Origin of the sequence: Pseudomonas sp. SM4 (assembly GCF_051913165.1) — a bacterium.
GTDB lineage: Bacteria > Pseudomonadota > Gammaproteobacteria > Pseudomonadales > Pseudomonadaceae > Aquipseudomonas.
Window position 1 is genome coordinate 1 of record NZ_JBODOE010000026.1, and the last position, 7,032, is coordinate 7,032.

Consider the following 7,032-nt stretch of genomic DNA (forward strand, 5'->3'; position numbering starts at 1 on the left):
GTAACAGTGTTCAAAAGCCGGTTGAATGATGGGGCGAGTCCATACATAGGAGCTGCCGCAGGCTGCGATCTTTTGATCTGGTTTTATGGATCAAAAGATCGCAGCCTGCGGCAGCTCCTACAGGTGTCTATTCGCAATTCTGTGCGATTTGTTTCTGCGCCTCAGCGATGCGTTCCTGACGCTGCGCGTCATCCAGCCGGCGTAACTGTCCCTCCACTTCCTCCCTCAATCGCGGATTGTTCTGCAATTGCGCCAGGTTCGTCCGCGCCTGCTCGCAAAACTGCTTGAGCTGCGCCTGCTGATCCGCGACCTGTTTCTTCACCTTGTCATCAATTGCCTTCTGATCACCGAGTACGCCACTGCCCGACATTGCCGCAGGTTTCGGCGGGGCCGGGGAGGGCGTCTGCACGGTAGTGGAAGATTGACCCGGTGGCGGCTGCGCATCGAAATGCGTAACCCCCTGGGCATCGACCCATTTGTAGATTTGAGCGGCCATGCACCATGGGCTGAGGCCGATCAGCAGAGTAAGGAGGAGCGTTCGCATGCTGATTCCTTGGCAAAATTGCGCAATTGACACTAACAGAGTAGCGGTTTCCAGGTTTTTTCTTGCGTTCTCATGTGCTTACCCACAATTAACCGCATTGACGGCTTGACTTGGAGAGGGCGAAACAGAAGAATCGAAAGTCCGCTGTAGAGGGACTGCCAGAAGCAGACCCTCTCGGTAGATCATGAGGCGCACATCCGCGCCGACCTGTTACACCCGCAACGCGTTACCTCGCGCTGGGTGGGAAAGGCCCGCAACACTTGGGACGATCCCAATACTTGCTCAGTCAGTGCTGACGTAGTCGGCGACCACCGTCGCTCATGCTCTGCCGAGAAGTAAACCTATTAAGACCCGCCCCTTTTTTGTGGACGGTATTCTGGCGTTTTAGAGGTGAACAACGTGGAGCTTTTATCTGGCGGTGAGATGCTCGTCCGCTTTTTGCGTGACGAAGGCGTCAAATATATCTACGGGTACCCGGGTGGTGCTCTCCTGCATGTTTACGATGCCCTGTTCAAAGAACCGGAAGTGAATCACATCCTGGTTCGTCACGAACAAGCGGCAACCCATATGGCTGACGGCTACGCCCGTGCCACCGGTAAAGCCGGCGTGGTATTGGTGACTTCCGGTCCAGGCGCCACAAACGCCATCACCGGTATCGCCACGGCCTATATGGATTCGATTCCAATGGTGATCATTTCCGGTCAGGTGCCAAGCACCATGGTCGGCACCGACGCGTTCCAGGAAACCGACATGATCGGTATCTCCCGGCCGATCGTGAAGCACAGCTTCATGATCAAGCACGCCTCGGAAATCCCGGAAGTCATGAAGAAGGCCTTCTACCTGGCGCAATCCGGTCGTCCGGGCCCGGTCGTGGTCGATATCCCGAAAGACATGACCAACCCGGCCGAGAAGTTCGAATACATCTTCCCGAAGAAAGCCAAGCTGCGTTCCTACAGCCCGGCCGTTCGCGGTCACTCCGGGCAAATCCGCAAGGCAGCAGAAATGCTTCTGGCGGCCAAGCGCCCAGTGCTGTACTCCGGTGGCGGCGTGATCCTCGGCAACGGTTCCGCACCGCTGACCGAACTGGCGAAAATGCTTAACCTGCCCGTGACCAACACCTTGATGGGCCTGGGCGGTTTCCCCGGCACTGATCGTCAGTTCATCGGCATGCTCGGCATGCACGGCAGTTACACCGCCAACCTGGCGATGCACCACGCTGACGTGATCCTCGCTGTCGGCGCGCGTTTCGACGATCGCGTGATCAACGGCCCGGCGAAATTCTGCCCGAACGCCAAGATCATCCACATCGACATCGACCCGGCTTCGATTTCCAAAACCATCAAGGCCGACGTGCCAATCGTTGGTCCGGTTGAGAGCGTCCTGACCGAAATGGTCGCGATCCTCAAGGAAATCGGCGAGACCCCGAACAAGGAGTCCGTGGCCAGCTGGTGGAAGCAGGTGGATGAATGGCGCGGTGATCGCGGCCTGTTCCCTTACGAAAAGGGCGACGGCAGCGTGATCAAACCGCAGACCGTGATCGAAACCCTCTGCGAAGTGACCAAGGGCGATGCCTTCATTACTTCCGACGTCGGTCAGCACCAGATGTTCGCGGCGCAGTACTACACGTTCAACAAGCCGAATCGCTGGATCAACTCCGGTGGTCTGGGCACCATGGGCTTCGGTTTCCCGGCGGCCATGGGCATCAAGTTGAGCTTCCCGGATGACGACGTTGCCTGCGTCACCGGCGAAGGCAGTATCCAGATGAACATCCAGGAACTGTCGACCTGCCTGCAATACGGCTTGCCAGTGAAAATCGTCATCTTGAACAACGGTGTTCTGGGGATGGTGCGTCAGTGGCAGGACATGAGCTACGGCAGCCGTCACTCGCACTCCTACATGGAATCGCTGCCTGACTTCGTCAAATTGGCTGAAGCCTACGGCCACGTCGGCGTACGCATCACCGATTCGAAAGATTTGAAGTCGAAGATGGCAGAAGCGTTCGCCATGAAGGATCGCCTGGTGATCATCGACGTTTCGGTCGACACCAGCGAGCACGTCTATCCGATGCAGATCAAAGACGGCTCCATGCGCGATATGTGGCTGAGCAAGACGGAGCGTACTTAATCATGCGGCACATTATTTCCTTGCTTCTGGAAAACGAACCCGGCGCTTTGTCTCGCGTAGTCGGCCTGTTCTCGCAGCGCAACTACAACATCGAAAGCCTGACCGTGGCCCCGACCGAAGACCCGACCCTGTCGCGTCTGACGCTGACCACCGTTGGTCACGATGAAGTCATCGAGCAGATCACCAAAAACCTGAACAAGCTGATCGAAGTGGTCAAGCTGGTGGACCTGTCGGAAAGCGCTCACATCGAGCGCGAACTGATGCTGGTCAAGGTCAAGGCCACTGGCGCCCAGCGCGCCGAGATCAAACGCACCACCGATATTTACCGTGGACAGATCGTCGACGTCAGCGCCAGCGTGTATACCGTTCAACTGACCGGTACCAGCGACAAGCTCGACAGCTTCATTCAGTCCATCGGCACCGCATCGATTCTGGAAACCGTCCGCAGCGGCGTGACCGGCATTGCCCGCGGCGACAAAGTACTCAGCATCTAAACCAAATTAGCGAATGGCCTGAACGGCCTGGATATAAAGGGGAAATTCATGAAAGTTTTCTACGATAAAGACTGCGACCTGTCGATCATCCAGGGCAAGAAAGTTGCCATCATCGGTTACGGTTCCCAGGGCCACGCACAAGCGTGCAACCTGAAAGATTCCGGTGTCGACGTTACCGTTGGTCTGCGTAAAGGTTCGGCCACTGTTGCCAAAGCTGAAGCTCACGGCCTGAAAGTGACCGACGTTGCTTCCGCTGTTGCGGCTGCCGACCTGGTCATGATCCTGACCCCGGACGAGTTCCAGTCCTCCCTGTACAAGAATGAAATCGAGCCGAACATCAAGAAAGGCGCCACCCTGGCCTTCTCCCACGGCTTCGCGATCCACTACAACCAGGTTGTTCCGCGTGCCGACCTCGACGTGATCATGATCGCGCCGAAAGCCCCGGGCCACACCGTACGTTCCGAGTTCGTGAAAGGCGGCGGTATTCCTGACCTGATCGCGATCTACCAGGACGCCTCGGGCAACGCCAAAAACGTTGCACTGTCTTACGCTGCTGGCGTTGGTGGCGGTCGTACCGGCATCATCGAAACCACCTTCAAGGACGAGACTGAAACCGACCTGTTCGGCGAACAAGCCGTACTGTGCGGCGGTACCGTTGAACTGGTTAAAGCCGGTTTCGAAACCCTGGTCGAAGCTGGCTACGCGCCGGAAATGGCCTACTTCGAATGCCTGCACGAACTGAAGCTGATCGTTGACCTCATGTACGAAGGCGGTATCGCCAACATGAACTACTCGATCTCCAACAACGCCGAATACGGCGAGTACGTGACTGGCCCGGAAGTGATCAACGCCGAGTCCCGTCAGGCCATGCGCAACGCCCTGAAACGTATTCAGGACGGCGAATACGCCAAAATGTTCATCAGCGAAGGCGCAACCGGCTACCCTTCGATGACCGCCAAGCGTCGTAACAACGCCGCTCACGGTATCGAAATCATCGGCGAGCAACTGCGCTCCATGATGCCGTGGATCGGTGCCAACAAGATCGTCGACAAAGCCAAAAACTAAGTCGTCGTCCCTTGTATGAAAAAACGCGGCCTCGGCCGCGTTTTTTCGTTTGAGCCGGTGGTTCTGGTATAAAGCTGCAGCGTTTGTGGCCGAACTGTCGTCCTCAGACACCTGTTGAATTTTCTCCAAACCGTTGCAAGGTAATGTCCATGAGCGAACGTCCCGAAGAGCCGAACAAGGCTTCTGACGCCGAAAGCCTGCTGCCCATCGATGAACACATCGAAGAAGGGCACGACGCAGAAGGTCGTAAAGTCCGGCATCGTGGTATCTATCTGCTGCCGAATCTGTTCACCACTGCAAACCTGTTTGCAGGGTTTTACTCCATCATCAACTCGATGAGCGCGCAGGCGGCATTGAGCGCGGGTGATTCCGCCAACGCGAGCAAGTATTTCGCCTTTGCCGCGATCGCGATTTTCGTCGCCATGGTGCTCGACGGTCTCGACGGCCGTGTGGCGCGCATGACCAATACGCAAAGTGCCTTCGGTGCCGAGTACGACTCGCTGTCGGACATGGTTGCGTTCGGTGTTGCACCGGCGTTGCTGGCCTTCGGCTGGGCGCTGGGTGACATGGGCAAGGTCGGCTGGATGGTTGCCTTCATTTATGTCGCGGGCGCGGCATTGCGTCTGGCGCGCTTCAATACTCAGGTGGGTACGGCGGACAAACGCTATTTCATTGGTCTGGCCAGTCCGGCAGCGGCCGGTGTTGTCGCGGGGATTGTCTGGGCATTCAGCGATTACGGTATTCAGGGTTCGAAGATGTCGTTCCTGGTCGCGCTGATGGTCGCGGCGGCCGGCATGCTGATGGTCAGCAACATCAAGTACAACAGCTTCAAGGAGCTGGACTTGAAAGGGCGGGTACCGTTCGTGGCGATCCTTGCCGTTGTGCTGGTGTTCGCCGTTGTGTTCAGCGATCCACCGCGCATCCTGTTGCTGGTGTTCCTTGCCTACGCGGCGTCGGGCCCGGTGCAGTACCTGTTGCGCCTTCGTCGGCACAAAAAAGCCGAGTGATGTAATTTCCCGCATACTCCGCAGTCTATGGGTGCATCTGTCCTCCAAAGCTGCGGAGTTGTCATGCTGATCAAAATTCCCAAAGCGTCTGACTGCCATGAGTCGGATGTCACGCCTGAATCCATTTATCTCTCGCGCCGCCAATTGCTCGGAGCCACTGCTGCCGGCATCGCCGTCAGTAGCCTGCCGCGTTGGGCCAATGCCGACGATGCTGCTCGGTATGCCGATGTTGAACCGGGCGAGGCGCCTGCCTGGTTCGCTGAAAAACTGCCTTCTACTAAATGGGGCGCGGTCAACGTCAAGGATGAGGCGGTTACACCCTATAAAGACGCGACTCACTACAACAACTTCTATGAGTTCGGTACCGACAAAGGCGATCCAGCGGCGAATGCTGGCTCGCTGAAAACCGAACCCTGGAGTGTGGTGATAGACGGGGAGGTGGGTAAGCCCGGGCGATATGCGCTGGAAGACTTCATCAAGCCGTACCAGTTGGAGGAGCGTATCTATCGCCTGCGCTGTGTCGAGGCGTGGTCAATGGTGATCCCGTGGATCGGTTTTCCGATTTCGGCTTTGCTCAAACAAGTTGAGCCGAATGCCAAGGCCAAGTACATCCGCTTTGAAACCTTGCAGGATCCCAAGAGCATGCCCGGCCAACGTTCCGGGTTTGCCTTGATCGATTGGCCTTATGTAGAGGGCTTGCGACTGGATGAAGCGATGAATCCATTGGCGATTCTGGCGGTGGGCATGTATGGCCGCGAGTTGCCGAATCAGAATGGCGCGCCGCTGCGTTTGGTGGTGCCGTGGAAGTATGGCTTCAAGAGCGTCAAATCCATCGTGCGTATCAGTCTGGTCAGCGAGCAGCCGAAAACAACCTGGCAAAGCATTGCGGCGGATGAATATGGCTTTTACGCGAATGTGAATCCAACAGTTGATCACCCGCGCTGGACGCAGGCGCGGGAGCGGCGCTTGCCGAACAGTCTGTTCAAGCCGAACGTGCGTGATACGCAGATGTTCAACGGTTACTCGGATGAAGTCGCTTCTTTATATACAGGGCTCGATCTGCGGAAGAACTACTGATGCGATTTCCTTTGTGGCGTATTAGCGTTTTCATTGCGGCGGCAGTCTGGCCGATGCTCTGGTTGTATCAGGCGCTTGAGGATTTGCTCGGGCCGGATCCCGGCAAGGTATTGGTCGACCGCCTGGGACTGGGGACGTTAGTGCTGCTGTTGATCACCTTGAGCATGACGCCTCTGCAGAAACTCACTGGCTGGGCAGGGTGGATTGCTGTGCGCCGTCAATTGGGGCTTTGGTGTTTCGCCTACGTGGTTTTGCATCTGTGCAGCTATATGGCGTTTATCCTCGGTTTCGATTGGTCGCAACTGGCGGTCGAGTTGCGCAAGCGGCCTTACATAATAGTAGGGGCGTTGGGCTTTCTCGGATTGTTGGCGTTGGCGGTAACGTCCAATCGCTACAGTCAGCGTCGTTTAGGTGTGCGCTGGAAGAAACTGCATCGCCTTGCCTATGTAATTTTGGGCCTTGGCTTGCTGCATATGCTGTGGATCGTGCGCGCTGATCTTGAGGAGTGGGCGATCTATGCCTTTATAGGTGCGGTGCTTCTGCTGCTGCGTGTTCCGCCAGTCACGCGCCGGATCCCGCGTTTACTGGTCAAAAAGCCGGTTTTGCAAGAAAAGCGAAATTAACGGTTGACGGCAGATCTCAGGTGTCTATAATTCGCCCCACTTCCGGCGCAGTCGAAACGGAAAACTCCTTGAGATTCAATGAGTTATGTAGGTTTCGG

At 56.7% G+C, this 7,032-nt stretch carries 7 protein-coding genes; 6 read left to right on the forward strand and 1 reads right to left on the reverse strand.

Annotated features, from left to right (window positions below; translation table 11 throughout):
* Positions 1 to 127 precede the first annotated feature (127 nt).
* A complete protein-coding gene (locus tag ACQ4MY_RS28945) occupies positions 128 to 544 on the reverse strand; it encodes a DUF4124 domain-containing protein (RefSeq protein WP_440097281.1) in 417 nt (138 codons plus the stop codon).
* Positions 545 to 943: 399 nt separating this feature from the next.
* On the opposite strand from ACQ4MY_RS28945, the gene ACQ4MY_RS28950 reads away from it, so the two are divergent.
* From ACQ4MY_RS28950 to msrQ, 6 genes are all read left to right on the forward strand, one after another.
* A complete protein-coding gene (locus tag ACQ4MY_RS28950) occupies positions 944 to 2,668 on the forward strand; it encodes an acetolactate synthase 3 large subunit (RefSeq protein WP_440097283.1) in 1,725 nt (574 codons plus the stop codon).
* A gap of 2 nt (positions 2,669 to 2,670) precedes the next feature.
* Entirely contained in the window at positions 2,671 to 3,162 is a 492-nt protein-coding gene (gene ilvN / locus ACQ4MY_RS28955; protein ID WP_003176102.1) for an acetolactate synthase small subunit, read from the forward strand.
* Positions 3,163 to 3,210: 48 nt separating this feature from the next.
* Complete coding sequence (gene ilvC, locus ACQ4MY_RS28960) at positions 3,211 to 4,227, forward strand: ketol-acid reductoisomerase (protein WP_003228216.1); 1,017 nt, start codon at positions 3,211 to 3,213, stop codon at positions 4,225 to 4,227.
* 149 nt (positions 4,228 to 4,376) lie between these two features.
* The gene (gene pssA, locus ACQ4MY_RS28965; RefSeq protein ID WP_008080822.1) at positions 4,377 to 5,234 is read left to right on the forward strand and encodes a CDP-diacylglycerol--serine O-phosphatidyltransferase; all 858 of its coding nucleotides are present in this window, start codon (positions 4,377 to 4,379) and stop codon (positions 5,232 to 5,234) included.
* 63 nt (positions 5,235 to 5,297) lie between these two features.
* Complete coding sequence (msrP, locus tag ACQ4MY_RS28970; RefSeq protein WP_440097285.1) at positions 5,298 to 6,311, forward strand: protein-methionine-sulfoxide reductase catalytic subunit MsrP; 1,014 nt, start codon at positions 5,298 to 5,300, stop codon at positions 6,309 to 6,311.
* Entirely contained in the window at positions 6,311 to 6,934 is a 624-nt protein-coding gene (msrQ, locus tag ACQ4MY_RS28975) for a protein-methionine-sulfoxide reductase heme-binding subunit MsrQ (RefSeq protein WP_440097286.1), read from the forward strand. Before msrP ends, msrQ begins: the two co-directional genes overlap by 1 nt.
* Positions 6,935 to 7,032: the final 98 nt, after the last annotated feature.

Excerpts from the sequence above, each read along its gene's own strand:
- ilvN (WP_003176102.1), top strand. The coding sequence starts at position 2,671 with ATGCGGCACATTATTTCCTTGCTTCTGGAAAACGAACCCGGCGCTTTG.
- ilvC (WP_003228216.1), top strand. The coding sequence starts at position 3,211 with ATGAAAGTTTTCTACGATAAAGACTGCGACCTGTCGATCATCCAGGGC.
- pssA (WP_008080822.1), top strand. The coding sequence starts at position 4,377 with ATGAGCGAACGTCCCGAAGAGCCGAACAAGGCTTCTGACGCCGAAAGC.
- msrP (WP_440097285.1), top strand. The coding sequence starts at position 5,298 with ATGCTGATCAAAATTCCCAAAGCGTCTGACTGCCATGAGTCGGATGTC.
- msrQ (WP_440097286.1), top strand. The coding sequence starts at position 6,311 with ATGCGATTTCCTTTGTGGCGTATTAGCGTTTTCATTGCGGCGGCAGTC.
- ACQ4MY_RS28945 (WP_440097281.1), bottom strand. The coding sequence starts at position 544 with ATGCGAACGCTCCTCCTTACTCTGCTGATCGGCCTCAGCCCATGGTGC.